At 69.2% G+C, this 19,867-nt stretch carries 18 protein-coding genes; 6 read left to right on the top strand and 12 right to left on the bottom strand.

Annotated elements, in window-relative coordinates:
- The first annotated feature begins 130 nt into the window (after window positions 1-130).
- Window positions 131-1,216: a 2,3-diaminopropionate biosynthesis protein SbnA gene (gene sbnA, locus AB5J53_RS05865; RefSeq protein WP_369244533.1), complete on the top strand. Its 1,086-nt coding sequence runs from the start codon at window positions 131-133 to the stop codon at window positions 1,214-1,216.
- A gap of 18 nt (window positions 1,217-1,234) precedes the next feature.
- Here the strand turns inward: sbnA and glpK are convergent, their stop codons facing one another.
- Window positions 1,235-2,749: a glycerol kinase GlpK gene (gene glpK / locus AB5J53_RS05870; protein WP_369244534.1), complete on the bottom strand. Its 1,515-nt coding sequence runs from the start codon at window positions 2,747-2,749 to the stop codon at window positions 1,235-1,237.
- A gap of 39 nt (window positions 2,750-2,788) precedes the next feature.
- Window positions 2,789-3,556 carry an IclR family transcriptional regulator gene (locus tag AB5J53_RS05875; protein ID WP_369244535.1) on the bottom strand — a complete coding sequence of 256 codons (768 nt, stop codon included), beginning with the start codon at window positions 3,554-3,556 and terminating at the stop codon, window positions 2,789-2,791.
- Window positions 3,557-3,753: 197 nt separating this feature from the next.
- On the opposite strand from AB5J53_RS05875, the gene AB5J53_RS05880 reads away from it, so the two are divergent.
- Complete coding sequence (locus AB5J53_RS05880) at window positions 3,754-4,179, top strand: ATP-binding protein (protein WP_369244536.1); 426 nt, start codon at window positions 3,754-3,756, stop codon at window positions 4,177-4,179.
- Window positions 4,180-4,235: 56 nt separating this feature from the next.
- Here the strand turns inward: AB5J53_RS05880 and mca are convergent, their stop codons facing one another.
- The 5 genes from mca to AB5J53_RS05905 all read right to left on the bottom strand — a co-directional run bounded on the left by mca (window position 4,236) and on the right by AB5J53_RS05905 (window position 9,652).
- Window positions 4,236-5,117, bottom strand: a complete 882-nt coding sequence (gene mca / locus AB5J53_RS05885; protein ID WP_369244537.1) for a mycothiol conjugate amidase Mca — start codon at window positions 5,115-5,117, stop codon at window positions 4,236-4,238.
- Window positions 5,118-5,530: 413 nt separating this feature from the next.
- Window positions 5,531-6,091, bottom strand: a complete 561-nt coding sequence (locus AB5J53_RS05890) for a DoxX family membrane protein (RefSeq protein ID WP_369244538.1) — start codon at window positions 6,089-6,091, stop codon at window positions 5,531-5,533.
- Window positions 6,092-6,431: 340 nt separating this feature from the next.
- Window positions 6,432-6,689: a hypothetical protein gene (locus AB5J53_RS05895; RefSeq protein WP_369244539.1), complete on the bottom strand. Its 258-nt coding sequence runs from the start codon at window positions 6,687-6,689 to the stop codon at window positions 6,432-6,434.
- 313 nt (window positions 6,690-7,002) lie between these two features.
- Window positions 7,003-8,511 (bottom strand): MFS transporter, encoded by a 1,509-nt coding sequence (locus AB5J53_RS05900; RefSeq protein ID WP_369244540.1) that lies wholly within the window; start codon window positions 8,509-8,511, stop codon window positions 7,003-7,005.
- Window positions 8,512-9,088: 577 nt separating this feature from the next.
- Window positions 9,089-9,652: an NADPH-dependent FMN reductase gene (locus AB5J53_RS05905; RefSeq protein WP_369244541.1), complete on the bottom strand. Its 564-nt coding sequence runs from the start codon at window positions 9,650-9,652 to the stop codon at window positions 9,089-9,091.
- Between the two features lie 141 nt (window positions 9,653-9,793).
- On the opposite strand from AB5J53_RS05905, the gene AB5J53_RS05910 reads away from it, so the two are divergent.
- Window positions 9,794-10,342, top strand: a complete 549-nt coding sequence (locus tag AB5J53_RS05910) for a MarR family winged helix-turn-helix transcriptional regulator (RefSeq protein ID WP_369244542.1) — start codon at window positions 9,794-9,796, stop codon at window positions 10,340-10,342.
- 247 nt (window positions 10,343-10,589) lie between these two features.
- Entirely contained in the window at window positions 10,590-11,534 is a 945-nt protein-coding gene (locus tag AB5J53_RS05915; protein ID WP_369244543.1) for an ornithine cyclodeaminase family protein, read from the top strand.
- Window positions 11,535-11,686: 152 nt separating this feature from the next.
- Here AB5J53_RS05915 and AB5J53_RS05920 read toward each other — a convergent pair whose 3' ends face one another.
- Window positions 11,687-12,226 (bottom strand): FABP family protein, encoded by a 540-nt coding sequence (locus AB5J53_RS05920; RefSeq protein ID WP_369244544.1) that lies wholly within the window; start codon window positions 12,224-12,226, stop codon window positions 11,687-11,689.
- A 251-nt stretch (window positions 12,227-12,477) separates the two neighbouring features.
- Between AB5J53_RS05920 and AB5J53_RS05925 the strand changes: the two genes are divergently transcribed.
- Complete coding sequence (locus tag AB5J53_RS05925; RefSeq protein WP_369252078.1) at window positions 12,478-13,065, top strand: RNA polymerase sigma factor; 588 nt, start codon at window positions 12,478-12,480, stop codon at window positions 13,063-13,065.
- Window positions 13,055-13,810: a hypothetical protein gene (locus AB5J53_RS05930; protein WP_369244545.1), complete on the top strand. Its 756-nt coding sequence runs from the start codon at window positions 13,055-13,057 to the stop codon at window positions 13,808-13,810. Before AB5J53_RS05925 ends, AB5J53_RS05930 begins: the two co-directional genes overlap by 11 nt.
- A 40-nt stretch (window positions 13,811-13,850) precedes the next feature.
- Here AB5J53_RS05930 and AB5J53_RS05935 read toward each other — a convergent pair whose 3' ends face one another.
- The 4 genes from AB5J53_RS05935 to AB5J53_RS05950 form a co-directional block, all read right to left on the bottom strand.
- Complete coding sequence (locus tag AB5J53_RS05935; protein WP_369244546.1) at window positions 13,851-14,765, bottom strand: serine/threonine-protein kinase; 915 nt, start codon at window positions 14,763-14,765, stop codon at window positions 13,851-13,853.
- Entirely contained in the window at window positions 14,762-16,624 is a 1,863-nt protein-coding gene (locus AB5J53_RS05940) for an ABC transporter ATP-binding protein (protein WP_369244547.1), read from the bottom strand. Before AB5J53_RS05940 ends, AB5J53_RS05935 begins: the two co-directional genes overlap by 4 nt.
- Window positions 16,625-17,127: 503 nt before the next feature.
- Complete coding sequence (locus AB5J53_RS05945; protein WP_369244548.1) at window positions 17,128-18,561, bottom strand: aminobutyraldehyde dehydrogenase; 1,434 nt, start codon at window positions 18,559-18,561, stop codon at window positions 17,128-17,130.
- On the bottom strand, window positions 18,554-19,867 hold the full coding sequence (locus AB5J53_RS05950) for a flavin monoamine oxidase family protein (protein WP_369244549.1): 1,314 nt from the start codon (window positions 19,865-19,867) through the stop codon (window positions 18,554-18,556). Before AB5J53_RS05950 ends, AB5J53_RS05945 begins: the two co-directional genes overlap by 8 nt.

Raw genomic sequence — 19,867 nt, forward strand, 5'->3', positions numbered from 1 at the left:
GAGACAGCGGCCACTGACGCAGGGCCCCTCCGGCCTGGTTGGACACGGGCTCCCGCCCCCGAAGCGAGAAGCCCGCTCACGGTCGGACGGACGTTCCGAAAGTGCTCTGCTCCAGATAGAGGAGACCATCGTGCCCGTCATATCCGTTCCCCACGACTTCAACGAAGAGGAGCTCTATGTCGACCTTCGGCCGACATTCGGGCACGCCCTCTTCCTGAAGTGTGAGGGCTTCAACTTCGCCGGCTCGATCAAGTTGAAGGCCGCGACCGAGATGGTGGAGACCGCGGAGCGAGATGGACTCCTGAAGCCGGATTCGATCCTGGTCGAGTCCTCGTCCGGGAACCTCGGTGTGGCTCTGAGCATGATCGCGGCAAGCAAGGGCTACCGGTTCCTGTGCGTGACGGACTCCCGCTGCAACCTGTCGACCAGGATGATGATGGAAGCCCTGGGCAGCCAGGTGCACATCATTGCCGGCCAGGAGGCCAACGGCGGCTTCCTCGGCGCGCGGATCGAGTACGTCCGCGCGCTGTGCGCCTCCGATGAGCGATACGTGTGGCTCAGCCAGTACACCAATCCGAGCAACTGGAAGGCGCACTACCGCAAGACGGGGCCGGCGATCGCCCGCCAGTTCCCCGAGCTGGACGTGCTGTTCCTCGGGACCGGCACCGCCGGGACCCTGATGGGCTGCGCGCGCTACTTCCGGGAGTGGCACCGGCCGGTACGGATCATCGCACTGGACAGCGTCGGCTCGGTGGCCTTCGGCGGTACCCCAGGGCGCCGGATGATCCCCGGCCTGGGGATGAGCATGCGCCCGCCGCTGCTCGACGAGTCCTATGTGGATGAGGTGATTCGGGTCGAGGAGGCGGACACCATCCGTGCCTGCCATCGTCTGGCCAGGCGCGGATTCCTGTTCGGCGGCTCCACCGGCACGGTGGTCAGTGGCGCCATGGGCTGGCTGGCCCAGCATGACGAGCGCGAACTCACCGCCGTGGCCGTCGCCCCGGATCTCGGCGAGCGCTACCTCGACACCATCTACCAGACCAACTGGCTGCACGATCTTTACGGCGCAGACGTGCTCACATCGGACGAGGTGGCCGTCGGTCCCTGGGCATCCTCCCCCACGCCACGCACACAGTGGGGCCGACCGCTGGACCTGAAGAACGCCGACCGCAATGGCAAACGGCGCCATCAGTTCCAAAGACGTAAGACCTGGTGAGCCGAGTTCCACCCGGAATCAGGTGGACCTCGGCGGTTTGATCCACCCCAGCGAACGCTCGACGGCGCGCTGCCAGTTGTCGTATTCCGACTCCCGCCGCTCGGGGTCCATGTCCGGCAGCCATTGGCCGGCCCGGTGCCAGTTGCGGCGCAGGACTTCCAGGTCCGGCCAGTAGCCGGCGGCGAGGCCCGCGGCGTAGGCGGCGCCCAGGGAAACCGTCTCGACGACCATCGGGCGCACCACGGGCACGTCGAGCACGTCGGCCACGAACTGCATGAGCAGGTTGTCCGCTGTCATGCCGCCGTCCACCTTGAGCTGCTTCAGGGCGACCGAGAAGTCGGCGTTCATGGCGTCGACGACCTCTCGCGTCTGCCAGCCGGTGGCCTCCAGGACGGCTCGGGCCAGGTGTCCCTTGGTGATGTACGAGGTGAGGCCGACGATGACACCGCGTGCGTCGCTGCGCCAGTGGGGGGCGAACAGACCCGAGAACGCGGGGACGATGTAGCAACCGCCGTTGTCCTCGACCGTCCGCGCGAGCGTCTCGATCTCCGGCGCGCTGCTGATCAGTCCCAGACGGTCACGGAACCACTGGACCAGCGAGCCGGTGACGGCTATCGAACCTTCCAGGGCGTAGACCGGGGGCTGGTCCCCGATCTTGTAGGCGACGGTCGTGAGGAGTCCGTGCCGGGAGCGCACGACATCGGTACCGGTGTTCAGCAGCAGAAAACTGCCCGTTCCGTACGTGCACTTCGCCTCGCCCGGGGAGAAACAGGTCTGGCCGAACAGGGCGGCCTGCTGATCACCGAGGGCGGCCGCGATACGGACCCCCGGGAGGACCGAACGGGCATCGCCGTAGCCCTCGGCCGAAGACCGGATCTCGGGCAGCATGGGGCGGGGCACCCCGAAGAACGCCAGCAGCTCCTCGTCCCAGGTGAGCGTGTGGATGTTCATCAGCATGGTGCGGCTGGCATTGGTGGCGTCGGTGATGTGCAGGCCGCCGTCCGTGCCCCCGGTGAGGTTCCAGATCAGCCAGCTCTCCATGGTGCCGAAGAGCACCTCGCCGTCCTTGGCGCGCTGATCCAGTCCACTGACATGGTCGAACAGCCAGCGGATCCGTGGCGCCGAGAAGTAGGTCGAGGGGGGCAGACTGCAACGCTCGAGGAAGAATTCGTCTCCTGGTTGGTGTCTCAGCTCCTCGACGATCGGTCCTGTGCGGGTGTCCTGCCAGACGATCGCCCTGCCCAGCGGAGCACCCGTCTGCCGGTCCCAGAGCACCGTCGTCTCCCGCTGATTGGCAATCCCGATGGCGGCGATCTCTCCCGCGCCGACACCGGCCTCGGACAACGCCTCGGGAACGACGCGCTGCAGATTGCGCCAGATCTCGACGGCGTCGTGCTCGACCCAGCCGGGCCTCGGGAAGTGCTGCTGATGCTCACGCTGGGCGACCGACACCAACCGCCCATGGTGGTCGAACAGAATGCATCGGGTGGAGTTAGTGCCCTGATCGATGGACATCACATACCGTTCAACCATGATCGGATCTGCCTTCCGATGTGTCGAGGAGGCGGGGATTTACCAGCGAGCTGCTCCCAGGTCTCTGGAGATCGCCCGTGCGGCCTCACGGAGCAGGGTGATCAGGCTCGGTCGGGGACGGCCTTGGCTGTCGCAGATCCTCTCGACCGGCCCGGACAGGCTGATGGCACCCACCACGAGGCCGCCGTGCCCTCGGATCGGCGAGGCGACACCGGCTTCGCCCATGCTCATTTCCTGGACCTCGGCGGCCCATCCGAGTTCCCGGACCTCGGCGAGCGCCCGAGTGAGTTGCTCCGGGACGACCAGGGTGTGCCGGGTGTATGCCTCCAGCCCGGCTTCCAGGGCCGGATCGAGGGGCGCCGTCCCGAAGGCCAGCAGAACCTTGCCGAGCGAGGAGGCGTGGAGGGGCAGCAGCGCACCCACGTCCAGGGTCTGGAGGGTGTCATCCGGCCGGAAGACGTGGTGGATGACGAGGACGTTGCCTTCCAGGGGGGTGCCCAGGCGGACCGCTTCCCCGCTACGGGCGGCCAGGGCATCGGCCCAGTTGATCGAGCGCGACCGCAGCTCATTGACGTCGAGGTAGCTGGTGCCGAGGTGCAGCAGGGCGGCCCCCAGCTGGTATTTTCCGGTCGCGGCATCCTGCTCCACGAAATCCACATGCTGGAGGGTGCGCAGAATGCCGTGGGCGGTGCCCTTCGCCAGCCCGAGCGAAGCCGCCACCTCGCCGAGGCCGAGCCGACGGGGCCCACCGGCGAGCAGACGCAAGATCGCCGCCGCCCGTTCGATCGACTGGACTGGGCCGGCCATGAAACGAGCCTATTACCGCCAGGGAGGGTCCGCTTTACGTGCGGGTGGGTGCTTCACCACTGAATGACCGTAGACGTTCGGTAATGCCGACCGCCATTCATTGACCCTCCTCGCCGCCCTCCATAACGTGCTCGGAGGCCCGGCAACGTCCGCTGAGGCCCGGCATCCGGCCGACAGCGGTCACCGGAGGAGAGCACATGGCGGTACAGCTCAATACGATGCCTCGGCAGGCAGTCGAACAGGTCTTTCCGCTGCCGCATTTCACCGGGGCCGTGTCGGCCGTACGCCGACGGGTGAGAGCACTCCTCGCCGACTGGAACGTCTACCCGCAGATCGTCGATGACGCACTCCTGGTGGTGACGGAGCTGGTCACCAACGCGATCGTGCACGCCCTGCCCCCGGCGGAGCTCCGGCTGACCTGGGTCCGCAGCGACGGGCTCGGCACCCTGCGCGTCGAAGTCACCGACGCGGGACGTGTGCTTCCGGCCGGGCAGTCACCCGCGGGAATCGACCCGGACGAGCACGGCCGGGGCGAGGAGATCGTCCACGCACTGGCGACTCGGCACGGCATACATGTCCACGTCGGCGGGGTCACCCGGTGGGCCGATCTCGTCGCAGCATGAAAAAGGCGGCCCTGCTGGTCGGCCCCGGTTGGAATTGCCGACAAGAGCGGACAGGGTCAGACGGTGATGTCGGCGGTGACGCCGGCGAACAGGTCGTCCTCAGGGAGCGAGGTGTCGACCAGCGAGCGGGCCAGCTCGTACTCCTCGGTCGGCCAGACCTCGCGCTGGACGTCGAGCGGTACCCGGAACCATGGGCCGTCCGGGTCGATCTGGGTGGCGTGGGCGATCAACGCCCGGTCGCGCACCTCGAACCAGTCGGCACACTGCACACGGGTGGTGAACTCGCGCTCCTTGCGGCCCTCCTTCTCCCAGCCGGCGATCCACTCGCCGTAGGGGGACTCGTGGCCGTGTTCCACCAGGTAGGCGTGGAGGGCTCGGATCCGGGCCATCGACATGCCGTGGTTGTAGTACAGCTTCAGCGGCTGCCAGGGCTCACCGGACTCCGGGTAGGCGTCGGGGTCCCCGGCCGCATCGAAGGCGGCCTTCGTGATCGTGTGGGTCATGATGTGGTCGGGGTGCGGGTAGCCGCCGGTCTCGTCGTACGTGGTGATCACGTGCGGGCGGAACTCGCGGATGAGCCGCACCAGCGGCTCCGCGGCCTTCTCCCCCGACTCCAGGGCGAAGCAGCCCTCGGGCAGCGGGGGCAGCGGGTCGCCCTCCGGCAGGCCGGAGTCGACAAAGCCCAGCCATGCCTGCTTGACGCCGAGGATCTCCCGTGCGGCATCCATCTCCTTGCGCCGGACCTCGTGGAGGTTCCCCTCGATCTCCGGGTCGCCCTGGAGCTTGGGGTTGAGGATGGAACCGCGCTCTCCCCCGGTGCAGGTGGCCACCAGGACGTCCACGCCCTGGGCGACGTACTTCGCCATGCTGGCCGCGCCCTTGCTGGACTCGTCGTCCGGATGGGCGTGGACCGCCATCATCCGCAACTGCTCTGTCAACGCATGTTCCTTCCGAATCGCCCCGCTGCGGGGCGGGAGTCCTCAGCCGGGGCCCTCCGCACCGAACAGAGGACCACTCACCGGCCTGCCATGCCTTTCATGGCCGTAATGTTGTGTGCGTATCGGTCCACCGTCGCCGTGGCGGTCAACTCGAGTTCTTCGTCGAGCATCTGGGTCCACGTCATGGTGTAGACGCCCTGCCCGGACGCCGCGGGCTGTTCAGCAGGCCGTTCAGCCTCCACGTGCCGTCGGCGTCGCACCGGGTTGCGGATCGCGTGGCTCAGCTCGTACGCCCCCGTGCTCCTTGTCGAGCCCGTGGGTTGCGCGGTGAGGTGGGGCCCGGAGCGGGACACCCGCTGCGGCGGCCGCGATCCCGATGCCCGACGCCGGGGGGCTGTCAGACCGGTCCGCGGTCAGGCGCGGAACAGCAGCACGATCGTGGCCACGAGTACGCCGAGAGCCACCGCGGCGACGCCGTAGCCCGCACGGTGCGTCCGCACGCCGGGCAGGTGAGCGTCGAGAGCGAGGCGGCCGGGCCCGCTGAGGGCCAGGGCCGCCGCCCCTGCGGCAAGGGTGAGTTCGTACTCCACACCCGTCGGGGCGAAGAAGCCGCCACCCCACTTCACGGCCACGGCGTTCACCATGATTCCGACGACCGCCGCTCCGGCGAGCGGCGTCAGCAGCCCCAGGGCGAGGCCCAGCCCGCCGAGCAGTTCGCTCAGCCCTGCCATCACGGCCATCGCCTTCCCGGACGGATAACCAACGGAGGTGAAGAACTGTCCCGTACCGTCCACACCTCCCCCGGAGAACCAGCCGAACAGTTTCTGCGCTCCGTGGCTCGCCATCGGCAGGCCGAGGGCCAGGCGCAACAGCAGCAGCCCGGCGTCGTGGGCGTGCAGCCGGGTACCTGGCTCACCGGCTCCGAAAGCGCGGGAGTCGGAGTGGTCCAGAGTGTCGACAGGCAAAACGGACATCTGGGAGTCCTTTCTGAGGATGCTTTGTACGGCCTGCGAGCCCGACGCCGCGTCGCGCCGCGCGACCCATGAGGGCGCAGCGACTGCATGGCGAGGAGATGCCGGGTCGCATGTATCGGTCCGGAGGTTCCGGAACGGGAGATCAAGCAGGGCGCCGACCGGCGGGCTCGCAGTCGTCCAGGACCTTCCTGGCGCGCTTGGGTGCAGCCGGGCGGCGTCGGACGGTGTGAGGACGCGCGGGTGCGTGCAGGACGGGTGCACCCTTGCGGCTTCGCCTTCTCGGCTAGCACGGGCCGCCACGCAGGAGGACGGCCCTTCATTTGAACTTTCATGTCACACTCTAGAGCAATGACTCATGAATGTTCAAGTGTGACGCCGCGAACCCGACCCCACCAACGGCCGCTACACCCAAGCGATCCTGACCGAAGCCGGCCACGCCCACCTCGCCGAAGCCGCCCCAGGACACGTAGCCCGGGTACGCGACCTCGTCTTCGACATCCTCGACCCCGCCGAACTCAACACCCTGCGCACCACCGCCGAGAAAATCAACGAGACGATCGACCGCCAGGAGAAGAGCGGCTGAGTGGGCCGGGAACACTGCTCCGCCCACAAGGGGGCCAGTTCGCGATACTCACCGACGAGGGTGTGGCGGTCTGCGGCGCACGACGCCGGGCCGTGTGACCGCCGTGCGCCAGGCGCTGTTCGAGCGGCTGGCCCATCCGAGCAGCAGAGAGCCTCGACGAGAACATGAGATCGTCGCCGAGGGTCTTCATCTGAACCTAGCGGGTGTGCACCTGCCCCGGCTCCGCTGAGCCGCTCATTCAGGAAGCCGGGACAGGTGCCGGGGATCCGTGCCTGCACGGCGTCCCTCAACACCCCCACGACAGGTTTCCTCAGGGCTACCCGGTGCCTCAGTGGGCAACCACCGGCACCGCCACCTCGTCCTCGACGCCCTCACTGCCCGCGCGTCCGGCGTTGACCAGGGCCAGGACGATCAGCGTGGCGATCACCAGCATGCCGACGGCGAACCAGATGGCGTTGGCGTAGCCGTGCACCACACCCTGCAGCTGGACCAGCTGCCACTGCGGCTCCGTCGCGGCGTCGGCGATGTGGTCCTTGACGTACGAGGTCGTCGCGGAGGCGGCGATCGTGTTCAGCAGGGCCGTGCCGATCGCGCCACCCACCTGCTGCGAGGTGTTGATCATCGCGGAGGCGACACCGGCGTCCCGGGGCTCGATGCCCAGGGTGGGCAGGGACATGGCGGGCGTGAACGTCGTACCCATACCGAGACCCAGCAGCACCAGCGCTGGCAGGACGGTCGAGGCGTACGACGAGCTGACCTCCAGCTGCGCCAGCAGGAGCATGCCAGCCATGGCCACCAGGAAGCCGGGGCCCATCAGGAACCGGGGCGGGACGCGGGTCACCAGACGCGTGCCGATCTGGGTCGAGCCGACCATCATGCCCGCCACCATCGGCAGGAAGCAGAACCCGCTCTTGACCGGCGAGTAGCCCTTCACGACCTGCAGGTAGTACGTCAGGAACAGGAAAGTGCCGAACATCGCGATGACCGCGATACCGAGGGAGAGGTAGACGCCACCGCGGTTGCGGTCGGTGACCACGCGCAGGGGCAGCAGCGGTGCCTTGACCTTGGCCTCGGTGAAAACGAAGGTAAGCAGCAGGACCACCGACACGACGAACAGGGAGATGGTCGTGGTGTCGCCCCAGCCGTCGGACTCGGCACGGGTGAAGCCGTAGACCAGCGAGACCAGGCCCAGGGTGGACAGGACGACGCCGGGGATGTCGAGCGGCGAGTGGTTGCGGCCGCCCTCGGGCTCACGGACGACGAAGTAGGCGCCGGCCGCCGCGGCGATCGCGAACGGGACGTTGACGAAGAACGTCCAGCGCCAGTCCAGGTACTGGGTGAGCACACCTCCGAGGATGAAGCCGACGGCGCTGCCGCCACCGGCGATGGCGCCGTAGATGCCGAACGCCTTGGCGCGCTCCTTGGCGTCCGTGAACATCACGGCGAGCAGCGAGAGCGCGGCCGGGGCGAGCAGGGCGCCGAAGACGCCTTGGAGGGCGCGGGCGCCGAACATCATCGCGCCGGTGGTCGCCGCGCCGCCGAGCGCGGAGGCGGCGGCGAAACCGATCAGGCCTATGACGAAGGCGCGCTTGCGGCCCCACAGGTCGCCCACCCGGCCACCGAACAGGAGCAGACCGCCGAAGGCCAGGGCATATGCCGTGACGACCCACTGCCGGTCACCGTCGGAGATGCCCAGATCCTGCTGGGCGGAAGGCAGGGCGATGTTCACGATGGTGGTGTCGAGGACGACCATCAGCTGGGCGAGCGCGATGAAGACGAGCGCTTTCCAGCGGTTGGCGTGCGCGTCACCGGGAGCCTTGAAAGCTGTTCGAGACATGAAGGTATCCACTTCGGAACTTCGTGAGGAAAAGGCTGGCTGAAGGTGCCTGAGGGCGCGCCTCGAAGGGATCACCGCTCTCCGCGAGGGCCTCCGCCACGGATGAGGTGATTACTTGTCCGGCCATTCCCGCTCGCGTCGTCGCGTTCGGCAGTACTGCGCCCCCAGACCCCCGCCCCCGTGCCCGGTCAGGGCGTGAGGTCGATGATGCGGAGCGGCTGGTCCCTCGGACGGCCTGCCCCGTGGACAGTCATCCACTGGGCCGGCCGTCCTCGATCGGGGAGTGGCGAAGGCGGCTAGGCGGACAGGGCCGACACGGTGAGCGAGTTCCCAGCGGTGGCGACGGCCAGAGAAACTGTTGGACTCCTCCCCGCCGTCCAGGTCGATCCGGACGGCAGCGGTACGCCGCATCGTGAAGCGGCCCGAGGGGCCCTCCCGGTCGAAGAACCACTCCGTGGCCGGTAGCGGGAATGGTGGGGCTCTCAGGTGCGGTCCCGGAACTGGAACGCAGTCCGTTCCGGGACTCACCTGAGAATGGACGGTCTCCCCGTCGCCCGCCTTCCGACGGGCGAGGGCGTCAGACCCGGACGGTCTTGAGGGCGCGGGCCCAGGACTCGAGCTGGTCGAACAGGGTGGTCGCGGCAGCGTCGTGCTGCTCGCCCGGCTTGAAGACGGAGAAGTTCTCGAAGTCGGTGAACAGCGAGAAGGACAGCTGCTGACGTACGTGGGCCAACTGCAGTTCGCTGGCCACGCCCCGCAGGTGCTCGATGGCCCGAGCGCCGCCGAGCGAGCCGTAGGAGACGAAGGCGGCGGCCTTGTTGTTCCACTCGCCGTACAGGTAGTCGATCGCGTTCTTGAGTACGCCGGAGGTGGAGTGGTTGTACTCGGGGGTCACGAAGATGTATCCGTCGAACTCGGCGATCTTGGCCGCCCACGCCTTGGTGTGCTCACCCTGGTACTGGCCCATGGCCGGCGGAATGGCCTCGTCCAGGTGGGGCAGCGGGTAGTCGGCGAGGTCGACCAGCTCGTACTCGACGCCGGTGCGGGCGCCGGACCGGTCCACCACCCAGTCCGCGACAACCTTGCCGTTGCGACCGGGCCGGGTGCTGCCGAGGATGACGGCGATCTTCAGGTCACTCATGGGGGTCTTCTCCTTGATGGGCCGCCGATGCGAGGCCGGCCCTTTCATATGAACTTTCATGTCACACCCTAGAGCAGTGACTCATGAATGTTCAAGTGTGAGCCGCGACTCCTGAACGTTCATGCCAGATAGACTCCGGGCATGCCTGAACAGCCTCCGCACCCGAACGATCAGCGCCGCTGGCTGACCCCGGCGGAGCTAAAGACATGGCAGCAACTCGGCCTGATGATGCAGAGATTGCCCAGCGCCCTGGAAGCGCAGCTGCAGCAAGACGCGCACCTCAGTTACATCGAGTACTACGTCCTCGCCGGGCTGTCCGAGCAGCCGGGACACCGCATGCGCATGAGCGACCTGGCCATCCGCGCCAACTCCGAACAGTCCCGCCTCTCCCACCTGATCAGCAGGCTGGAACGCCGAGGATTCGTCCGCCGCGAACCCGACCCCACCAACGGCCGCTACACCCAAGCGATCCTGACCGAAGCCGGCCACGCCCACCTCGCCGAAGCCGCCCCAGGACACGTAGCCCGGGTACGCGACCTCGTCTTCGACATCCTCGACCCCGCCGAACTCAACACCCTGCGCACCACCGCCGAGAAAATCAACGAGACGATCGACCGCCAGGAACAGCAGGCCAACCCCCGCAAGAACACCGCCCCTCGGCAACCACAGCAGGACACCACGCCACAATGAACCTCGACGCGAGCAACGCCGGACATCCGACGTCGCACGCAACGGCGCCGGCAACAGCCGTCACGGTGACGCCACTCATCCCCATCCCAGACGTCGTGAGATCCCTACCGGACCCGGGGCGGTTTCATCACACCGCTTGGTCCGGGCAAACGGGCGGGACCGGCCGGCGGCAGCCGTCGCCGACGCCCATACAAGCCACGCGCATGTACGGGGGCAGAGACCTGAAGCCCAGAGAGATCATGAGTGAATGACCCGCCTACTGACTCGAAGTGACTTGCAGGCCGTGCTGGAGCCGGTGTCTTGCATGGCTGCGCTGCGCGACGGCTTCCGCGCCGCCGCCTCCCCGATAGCCGGACAAAGAATACGTACTGACCTGCCATTTCCCGGAACGGCCACGGCTCTGATCCCCGGTGTACTGCCTGGCATCAAGGCGTACACGGTGAAAGTCAACGCCAAGTTCCCAGGTGCCCGACCAGCTCTGCGCGGAGTTGTCTGCCTCCACAGCGGTGATGACGGTCGACTTCTCGCGCTGATGGATTCCGCCACCATCACCGCATGGCGCACCGGACTGGCTGCGGCCCTGGGAACCCACCTTCTGGCCAGCCCCGCCTCGGCGGCCGGGTCAGTACTCGGAGTGATCGGCGCAGGCGCGCAGGCCGAGCTCGTGATGCATGGTCTGAGTGCCTTGCGACGGCATCGCGAGATCGTCATTCACGACTCGGATCCGGATCGCGCCCACGCCTTCGCCTCACGCCACGACGGCCGCCTCCTGACATCTGCCACACAGGTCGCCGCAGCCGCTGACATCGTCCTGCTCGCCACCTGGTCACGCTCACCGCTGCTCCGGCTGGCCGATACCCGGCCAGGACAACACATCACAAGCCTAGGAGCCGACGAACCCGGCAAACAGGAACTCGCCGCCGACCTGCTGGAATCTGCACTCCTGGTCGTCGACGACCGGGAACTCGCCGCGACCACAGGCGCGCTGTCGGCCGCCGGCCTTGCGGCCTGGGCTGCCGAGGCCACACTCAGCGAGGTTCTGCGTGGCGACCATCCGGGACGTACCCGCGCGACGGACCGCTCCGTCTACGCGCCTGTCGGACTTCCCTGGCAAGACCTCGCTCTGGCGTGGGTCGCCTACCAGCAGGCAGAGCAGCATGACATCGGACAGAAGATCGACCTGCTCTCCTGACGCTTCTCCGGCAGGTGGACCCACTGCGTTCCGGTCTGGAACTTGTAGGCGATCGCGTCGATCACCTCCCGGGCAACGGCTCGAACCGAGCCCACGGCGCACCTGTTAACGGCACCCCCGGACCGACGACCGACCGATCCAGACGAAACCGCCTAGCCCCTGCGTCGCAGCCGTGCCGAGAGATGGTGCTGCATGGGCTGACCGACCGCCTCGAGGTCGTGGTCGAACGTGAGTGTGTCGTCGGCCAGTGTGTAGCGGCGACGGGTGGCGTCGACCTTCTTGGCGGTGGGGGCGAGGGCCACCTCGTGGCTGGACAGGTCGACCGTGTTGTCGGTCGCACGGCCGACCATGATCTCCGCGATGCCGGTGGGCTGGGTGATCAGCGCCTCCACCCGGCCGTCGGGCTGGAGCCGCCACCAGCCGCTCTCCCGGGCCGACGGACGCAGCGGTGCGTCATCGGCGTCGAGCAGCCAGGCCCGGGCCTCGTAGCGCAGGAAGGGGCGGCCGTCATGGCTGAAGGTCACTTCCTGCGCGTACGTGAAATCCCTGGTGAGGGTCGGGTACCCGCCCTGGCCCCGGCCGTACCAGGAGCCCAGGAGGCCGAGCACGGGCTCGAGCAGTGCGTGCGGTGCGGGCGCCTCGTCCGGTCGGTGGCTGTCGGGGTACGGGTACTCCGGTGCGGGGTCGAACACGGTGTGCGCTCCTGGGGTCGGTGCCGGTGCCGGGTGGCAGCCTAGGGTGTCGATCCACTCGGCGACGCGCACGGGAGGCGGTCCTCCGGCCCGTCACCTCGTGCGGACCACTGACGAGCAGGTCGCAGAGCGACGCTTCCATCGGCAGCTGGGTCCATTCGCGCCCCGCACTCCGAAGCGAGAAGAATCGGAACATGAACTTCCGCAAAGGGCGGGCAATCTCCTGGCGCGGGCAGACCGTATATACGGGTATGCAAGGGTTCCGGTTTTCGGTGGGCCGCCTTCCGGACGAGGCTCTGCTGGCCGGACTGGCCACCGGTGACCCGGAGCTCGCCGTCACCTTCGTAAGAAGGTTCCAGCACACGGTCTTCGGTGTCGCCATCGCCGTCATCGGGGATCCGCAGCTCGCCGAGGACATCGCCCAGCAGACGTTCGAGCGTGCATGGCGTCATGCGCAGATGTACGACTCGCGCCGCGGCTCGGTGACGACCTGGCTGACGACCATCGCCCACAACCTCGCCATCGACGCCGTCCGTTCGCGGCGGCCGGAGCCGGTGGCGCCAGAAGACCTCGACGCCATCCTGGGCATCGTCAGCGAGACTCCCGAGCAGCACGCGTTGGCCGACGAGGCGTCGTCCCGGCTGCGGGCCGCCGTGGCGGAGCTGCCGCGCGAACAGGGGCGCGCCCTGGTGATGGCGGGTATCTACGGAATGACGGCCCAGCAGATCGCCGACTGGGAGAAGATCCCGCTGGGCACCGCCAAAACGCGTATCAGGACAGCGATGGGGAAGCTGCGGACCACGCTCGCGTCTCCGAAGCGAGGCAATGATGTCCAGTGACGTGACCTGCGAGAAGCTGCGGGAACTCGGTGCCGAGCTGGCTCTCGGCGTGCTGCCCGGCCGAGAGCGGGCCGGCGCGGTCGCCCATCTGGACCACTGTGCGGACTGCCGGGAGTACATCGAGCAGCTGACCCTCGTGGGCGACGGGCTGATCGGGCTGCTGCCGGGCAGTGAGCCGCCGGTCGGGCTCGAGACCCGGGTGACGCAGGCGCTGACACAGGCGGCGTCGGCGCGCGAGGGGCATCCGCAGGCTCACGGCTCCGGCATCCCTCGCATGGGCCTCGGCGGCCGGGTACGCCTGCGCGTCGCCTCCTCCGTGGCCGCGCTCCTGCTCGCCGTCGGGTTCGGCGGCTGGGCGGTCGGCACGGCGATCGAAGAGGTCACGGCCGGCTCTTCCCAGTCCACCGAGGCCGAGGCGGGCCTCTTGGAGGGAGGACTGACCTCGGCGCGCGCCCCCGGGAGGCCGACCGGTGATGTCTACGCCCACCCCGGGTCTCCGGGCTGGATCTACATGACCGTCAACCTCGCCGTAGCCGGCACTCCGTACAGCGGCAAGGTCACCTGCCTGCTGGAGAACAGTGACGGCAGCGTGGTTCGCGTCGGCAACTTCACCTTGCACGAGGGCTATGGCTTTTGGGGTGGCCCGGCCTCCGTCGACCCCGCGGCGCTCTCGGGCGCCCGGCTGACGTCGCCCGACGGCACCGTGCTTGCCACAGCCCACTTCGACACGGACGACCTGGCGTAACCCGGCGGGCTACGCAGCAGCGAGGGCGCCGGACCCGACCTCAGGTGGGCACCACGCGAAACCTATGGCCCGGCAACACCGCGGCGAGGGCCGCCGCCAGCTCGGGGACCGTGGGCCGGACAGACGGGTCGTCCCGCAGGCAGCCGTCGATGCTCGCGGCGAGAGCTCGTGGCAGGCGCCGCCGGGACGCGATCGGCGGGGCGCTCGCCTCCAGCTGCGGATACCAGTCGTCCCGGCCCCCTGTGGCCTTGTCGTCCTCCGCCTGTGCGGTCCCCCCGTCGTAGGGCTCATCCGTGATCTCGTCGCAGTCGAACGGCACGTCACCACTGGCCACCTCGTACAGCGTGATGCCGATGCCCCACACGTCGGCAGCGGCCGACAGCCGTCCGCCACGCGCCTGCTCCGGCGAGAGGTAGCAGAACGTGCCCACCCCGGCAGGAGCGACCCCGGGCGGCCGCGCCACGCTGAGGTCGAGCACCTTCGCGTGGCCGCAGTCCACCACGATGTTGGACGGCTTGAGGTCCAGATGCAGCACGCCCTGCCCATGCAGGTAGTGGATGGCGGAACACAGCTGCACACCGAGCAGTGCCACGTCGGCACCGGCCGGCCGGCGCCGCAACCGGTCGATGAGGTGGGACAGCGTCTCCCCGGTGAGCGTCTCCAGGACGACGAGCGGCTCGGGCGAGTCGAAGGTCTCGTACGCGCGGACCAGGTGCGGATGGGCGAAGGTCCGCAGCCACCGGCCCTCCCGCAGCAGTCGACCGCGCAGCCGCGCATCGTCGCGGCGGTCCGGACGCAGCACCTTGATGACGCAGCGGCAGGCCCGTTCCTCGCTCCAGGAGTCGTACAGGTCCAGCCATCCCGTGCGCGCCAGGTGCCCCAGGATCTCGTAGCCCGGAACCGGACGGGTGCCCGGTGCCAGGGGCGGGGCCGGTTCTGCCTGAGCATCGGTCATGACAGCACCGTTCCCGGTGACGAGGAGCTCGCCTGGGCGGGTCCGGTCATCGCGTGCAGCCGGTGGAGCCGGGCGTACGTCCCGCCGTGCACGAGCAGGTCGTCGTGGGGCCCGGACTCGACGACCCGGCCACCGTCGAGCACCACGATCCGCGTGGCGTCACGGACGGTGAGCAGGTTGTGCGAGATGACGATGGTCGTCCGCCCGGCCATGAGGCGGCGCAGCGGGTCCATGATCCTTCGGCCCGACTGTACGTCGAGGCCGGTGGTCGGTTCGTCCAGGAGCAGTACGGGCGCGTCCCTGATCATCGCGCGCGCGATCGCCAGGCGCTGGCGCTGTCCGCCGGACAGCGTCCGACCGCGCTGGCCGACCATCGTGTCGTAACCCTCGGGGAGCAGCTGAATGAACTCGTGGGCGTCCGCGGCCGCCGCTGCCGCGACGATCTCCGCCTCCGTCGCCTCGGGTCGGCCGTAGGCGATGTTCTCGCGCACCGTGCCGTGGAAGACGAGCGTCTCCTGCAGCACCACCGCGACGCTCTCCCGCACGTCGGACAGGAACAGGTCCCGCAGATCGCGCCCGTCGAGACGGACCGTGCCCTGATCGGGGTCGTAGAAGCGGAGCTGCAGTTTCGCGACCGTGGACTTGCCGGCCCCGCTGGCCCCGACCAGTGCCAGGGTCTCGCCGGGGGCGGCGTGGAACGACACACCGGACAGCGCCCAGCGCGACGTACCGGGATAGCGGAAGGACACGTCGTCGAACTCGATGTCGCCCCGCGCCCGGCCGATCCGCCGGGCGTGGGCGGACTCGACGACCTGGGGGCGCTGGTCCAGCAACTCGATGATCCGCTCCGCGGAGGCCGACGCGGCGTAGAAGCTGTTGCCGAGGCGGGAGAGGTCGCGGATCGGACTGTAGAGCTTGCCGATCAGCGCCAGGAAGACCAGAAGCCCGCCCAGTGTGAGCTGGCCCTGCGCCAGTTTCCAGGTGCCGAGCCCCATGACGGCGAGGGCGCCGGACACCTCTATGGTCTCGACGAGCGGTCGGTAGACGGCACGGATCCGGGCCGACGCCATCGCGGCGTGGAACTTGCCGACGTTCTCACGCTCGAAGCGGCGCTCCTCCCAGCCCTGCCGGTTGTACGCCTGGACCAGGGCCACGTTGCCCAACGACTCCTCGGCGACCGCGCTGAGCGAACCGCTGCGGCGTCTGCGCTCCCGTGACGCCTCCTTGATCAGCCGGGAGAAGTGCCGGGCGGCGCGCCAGAACAGCGGCACGATGACGAGCGCGAGGAGCGTCAGGTCCCATTGGAGGTACAGAAGAAGGCCGAGGAAGACGCCCAGCCGGATCACCTGGTAGAGCGCGTCCGCGACACCCGAGAGCAGGAAGGTCTCGACGGCGTCCACGTCACCCGTGACACGCGACAGCACGTCTCCCAGGCGCCGCCGTTCGAAGAACCCGAGTGACAGTCCCTGGACGTGCCGGAACACGTCGGAGCGCAAGGCCACGAGGAAGCGCTCGCTGACCCATGTGGACGTCATGTCGTCGGCGAACCCCAGAAGGCCGGAGCCGACGATGAGCCCCAGGTAGGTCGGCGCGATCCACAGAAAGGGCTTCAGATCTCGCGGGACGAGCACCTCGTCCACCACGATCTTGAAGAGCCACAGTTCGGCAGCGTCGACGAGGGGTCCGATCAGGCTGAAGAGGACAAGAGGGACGAGCCAGCGCCGGCGACCGCGTGTGTAGGGCCAGAAACGCCGGAACACCTCGCGCGGGGGCAACGGTGGCGCGGCCGCCACCACGGCATCGGCATCCTCGCCCACCGACAGCAGACGTCGCAGAACGTGCCGCGGGATACGCACCATGGCAAGGGTCCGTTGTAGCTCGACGACGAAGCGGACCGGGCCCTCCAGGCCCCGGTCCGCTCAGCCCTCAGTCGTCGTGGTGGTCGTGACCGTGGTGACCGTTGTGACCGTGGTGACCGTCGGAGGAACCGCGACGATGGCGGCGGTGTCCCCTCATCGAGGTGTCGTCGCGCCTCGAGGTCGAATCATTCCGGTGGTCACGGTGTTTGGCAGGAAAGAGATCACTGAAGATCGCCATTGCATTCCTCCCGCTGAAATTTCCCTCGTAGGAGATACGCGCCGAGGCCGGAATTGGATGGCGTCTCCCGGAAAAAAGACGGACTTCTTTCCAGGGCTGCGAGTGTCGGGGGTGGCATCGGCGGACGCGGAGCCGCCTGTGGTCCGTCGGCCGTGCTTGCTGGACGAGGAAGGGGACGGCCCACGACAGGTGCTGCGCGCACTCGGTTCAGGTGGGTCCGCGCGATCGGTCCGGCTCCGGCTCCGGCTCCCGGTCCCGGTCCCGGTCATAGCATGACGTGCTTGACCTGGGTGTAGTCGAGCAGGCCGGTGAGGGAGAGGTCGCTGCCGTAGCCGGAGTGGCGTACTCCGCCGTGTGGCATCTCCGACACCGTGGTGCCGTGGGTGTTGACCCACACGATCCCCGTGTTCAGCGCGCGGCCCGCGCGCATCGCCCGGTCGTGGTCGCGCGTCCAGACACTGGCGGCGAGCCCTTGTGGCACCCCGTTGGCCATGCGGAAGGCCTCCGCCTCGTCGGCGAACGGCTGGACGGTCACCACCGGCCCGAACACCTCGCTCTGCACGATCTCGTCCTTCTGCCGCACCCCGGCGACGACGGTGGCCTGATGGAAGAACCCGGGGCGGGTCAGAGCGGATCCACCCGTGACGACTTGGGCGTGTGCGGGCAGTCGGGCCAACAGGCCCCGTACCGAGTCGAGTTGGGCACAACTGTTGAGGGGGCCGAAGTCGGCGTCCTCCTCCTCGGGGCCGCCGGGCACCTGGAGCACGGCCCGGCGGGCGAACGCCTCCAGAAAGGCGTCGTGGACACGGCGGTTGACGAGGATCCTCGTGGCGGCCGTGCAGTCCTGGCCCGCGTTGTAGAACGCCAGCGAGGACAACTGCTCCACGGCGTCGTCGAGATCGGCGTCGTCGTGCACCACCACGGGTGCGTTGCCGCCGAGTTCCAGGTGGAGCCGTTTGAGGTCGGCCGCCGCCGCGGCGGCGATCTCCTGCCCCGCCCGGACGCTGCCCGTGACGGCGACCAGCCGCACGTCCGGGTGGGCGACCAGAGCGCGCCCGGTGTCGCGGTCGCCGCACACCACGTTGAGCACGCCCGGCGGCAGGTGCTCGGCGGCGATACGGGCGAGCAGCGCGGCGGAGGACGGGGTGGTGTCGGACGGTTTGAGGACGACGGTGTTGCCTGCGGCGAGCGCGGGGGCGATCTTCCACACGGCCATCATCAGCGGGTAGTTCCAGGGGGTGATCTGGGCGCACACGCCGACGGGTTCGCGGCGCAGCACCGAGGTGCGGCCCGGGGTGTACTCGGCGGCCGCGGCGCCCGGCAGGTTCCGGGCGGCACCGGCGAAGTAGCGCACGGTGTCTAGGATCGCGGGCAGTTCGTCGGCCTTGAACAGGGTCCGCGGCTTGCCGGTGTCGCCGACCTCGGCGGCCACCAGGGCGTCCGTCCGCCGTTCCATGGCGTCGGCGAGGTGCAGCAACGCCGTCTGCCGTTGCGCCGGGGTGGTGGTCGACCAAGTGTCGAAGGCGTCCCGGGCCGCCCGGCATGCCGCGTCGACGTCCTCGGGGCCTGACAGCGGAGCCGCGCCGCCGGTCTGCCCGGTCACGGGGTCGACCAGGCGCAGTGTGGCTCCGGAGGCGGCGGGCAGGTCCTTCCCGCCGATGTGGTTGAGGACGGTCCTGGGGCGGGCGGGGTCAGCCACGGCGCAGTGCCTCCTCTGCGGCGGCGCGGCCGGTCCGGACGGCGCCTTCCATGTATCCAGCGACCCACTGGTCGGAGCCGCAGACGTAGAACGGCGGTTCGTGCGTGCCGTGCAGCGGGCCGACGGCCATCAGCTCGCCCGGCGGCCACTGGGTGACGTATCCCTGGGTCCACGGGTCGGTGCCCCACAGCCTCAGGTAGGAGGCGAGCGGCCGGTGGGCCTCGTCGCCGAACATGCCGGCGATCTCGGCGAGCAGCTCGGGAATGCGCAGGTGGGGCGGCGTGCCGAGCAGGACGCCGTAGCGCTCCGGCGGTATCAGCGCCGAGAGCACGCCCTCGCTCTGCGGCCAGGTGGAGCCCAGAACTCCCTCGGACTCGGACAGGCCGTTCAGACCGGCGTCGCGCCAGAACGGCGTGGCGTAGACGGCGGCGAACTTGGCGGCTGTCGCCTGGCGCTGGCGGTGCAGCGAGGCCAGCCGCGCTTCGCCGACCCCGCTGACGGCGACCGACCGCAGTGGGCCCACGGGCAGGGCGCCGACCACGGCGGCCGCGGTGAGGGTCTCGCCGGTCACCAGGCGGACGGTGCAGCGGCCTGGACGTACGTCCAGGGCCGTGACAGGTGAGCCGAGGCGGATGCGTGGGCCGAGTGCGCGGCCCAGGACCTCGGCGAGGGTCGCCGAGCCCTCGGCCAGACGCAGGCCTTCCCAGTCCTCGTAGTCGTAGTGGCCGCTGCTGGGGACGGCCGCGTTCTTGCGCAGTGCCGCGAGCAGGGAGATCCGCTCGTACGAGCCGCCGGCCAGGGCCAGTTGGCCGATGTCCCACAGCCGTACGACGGCGGGGGTGGCGTGCTGGTCGCGGAGCCAGTCGGCCACCGACAGCCGGTCGAGGGCGGTGGCCTCAGGGTGCGACCAGGGGTCGTCGGGGTCGACGGTGTCGGCAAGCGCCACGAACTGCGCGGTGAGCCGCTCGTGCACGGCCGTGTCGCCGGGTCCGAACCAGTGCGGCGGCTCGCCGGCCGAGCGGCCCTCGGGAGTGGCGCGGGTCATCCGTCCGGGTTCGGCGACGTAGCTGGGCACGGTCTTCAGGCCCAGTTCCCCGGCGAGTTCGAGGTAGGCGGTGTGCGCGCGGCCCACCACCTCGCCGCCGAGCTGGACGGTACGGCCGTCCGGCAGCCGGGCCTGCTCGACCCGGCCGCCGACGCGGTCCCTGGCCTCCAGGACCAGGACGTCGGCGCCACCGGCGGCGAGGTCCCGGGCCGCGGCGAGCCCGGCCAGTCCGGCGCCGAGCACGATCACGTCGTGATGCAT

The sequence above is a fragment of the Streptomyces sp. R41 genome (assembly GCF_041053055.1).
In the GTDB taxonomy this organism is placed as follows: Bacteria; Actinomycetota; Actinomycetes; order Streptomycetales; family Streptomycetaceae; genus Streptomyces.

What these genes read in the sequence shown, in the direction of transcription:
- AB5J53_RS05880 (WP_369244536.1), top strand. Translation starts at nt 3,754, where the DNA reads ATGGCGGTACAGCTCAATACGATGCCTCGGCAGGCAGTCGAACAGGTC.
- AB5J53_RS05900 (WP_369244540.1), bottom strand. Translation starts at nt 8,511, where the DNA reads ATGTCTCGAACAGCTTTCAAGGCTCCCGGTGACGCGCACGCCAACCGC.
- AB5J53_RS05950 (WP_369244549.1), bottom strand. Translation starts at nt 19,867, where the DNA reads ATGCATCACGACGTGATCGTGCTCGGCGCCGGACTGGCCGGGCTCGCC.
- AB5J53_RS05905 (WP_369244541.1), bottom strand. Translation starts at nt 9,652, where the DNA reads ATGAGTGACCTGAAGATCGCCGTCATCCTCGGCAGCACCCGGCCCGGT.
- AB5J53_RS05940 (WP_369244547.1), bottom strand. Translation starts at nt 16,624, where the DNA reads ATGGTGCGTATCCCGCGGCACGTTCTGCGACGTCTGCTGTCGGTGGGC.
- AB5J53_RS05915 (WP_369244543.1), top strand. Translation starts at nt 10,590, where the DNA reads ATGACCCGCCTACTGACTCGAAGTGACTTGCAGGCCGTGCTGGAGCCG.
- AB5J53_RS05935 (WP_369244546.1), bottom strand. Translation starts at nt 14,765, where the DNA reads ATGACCGATGCTCAGGCAGAACCGGCCCCGCCCCTGGCACCGGGCACC.
- AB5J53_RS05890 (WP_369244538.1), bottom strand. Translation starts at nt 6,091, where the DNA reads ATGTCCGTTTTGCCTGTCGACACTCTGGACCACTCCGACTCCCGCGCT.
- glpK (WP_369244534.1), bottom strand. Translation starts at nt 2,749, where the DNA reads ATGGTTGAACGGTATGTGATGTCCATCGATCAGGGCACTAACTCCACC.
- AB5J53_RS05875 (WP_369244535.1), bottom strand. Translation starts at nt 3,556, where the DNA reads ATGGCCGGCCCAGTCCAGTCGATCGAACGGGCGGCGGCGATCTTGCGT.
- AB5J53_RS05930 (WP_369244545.1), top strand. Translation starts at nt 13,055, where the DNA reads ATGTCCAGTGACGTGACCTGCGAGAAGCTGCGGGAACTCGGTGCCGAG.
- AB5J53_RS05910 (WP_369244542.1), top strand. Translation starts at nt 9,794, where the DNA reads ATGCCTGAACAGCCTCCGCACCCGAACGATCAGCGCCGCTGGCTGACC.
- AB5J53_RS05925 (WP_369252078.1), top strand. Translation starts at nt 12,478, where the DNA reads ATGCAAGGGTTCCGGTTTTCGGTGGGCCGCCTTCCGGACGAGGCTCTG.